Source organism: Micromonospora craterilacus (assembly GCF_003236315.1).
GTDB classification, from domain to species: domain Bacteria; phylum Actinomycetota; class Actinomycetes; order Mycobacteriales; family Micromonosporaceae; genus Micromonospora; species Micromonospora craterilacus.
Map to the genome: position 1 here is coordinate 1 of NZ_POTY01000560.1, position 457 is coordinate 457.

At 55.6% G+C, this 457-nt stretch carries 1 protein-coding gene; it reads left to right on the forward strand.

Going from position 1 to position 457, the window contains the following annotated elements; translation table 11 throughout:
* Positions 1–457 (forward strand): penicillin-insensitive murein endopeptidase (locus C1I95_RS34425; protein WP_199524056.1); only part of this gene is annotated, 457 nt, incomplete at both ends.

Genomic DNA, 457 nt, shown 5'->3' on the forward strand with positions numbered 1-457 from the left:
TCCTGCAACTGCCGAAAACACGCTGGACCTCCGCGCAGCTCTTGCGCCCGCAAGCGTTAGATTTAGTTTCCCGCGACGGTAAACACGTTGTCCCCGCGCTGTGGAAGCCAGAAATTTTCAGCTTGATCAAACTCGCCGCCCAGGACAAAGACGTCACGCGCATTTTTGTTAATCCGGCGATTAAACAACAACTTTGCCTTGATGCGGGCACCGATCGCGACTGGTTGCGCAAAGTGCGACCCTGGTTCCAGCATCGCGCGCATATGCATGTACGATTACGTTGTCCTGCCGATAGTCTGGAGTGTGAGGATCAACCTTTACCGCCACCAGGCGATGGTTGCGGGGCAGAACTGCAAAGCTGGTTTGAACCTCCAAAACCGGGAACAACAAAGCCTGAGAAGAAGACACCGCCTCCGTTGCCGCCTTCCTGCCAGGCGCTACTGGATGAGCACGTGAT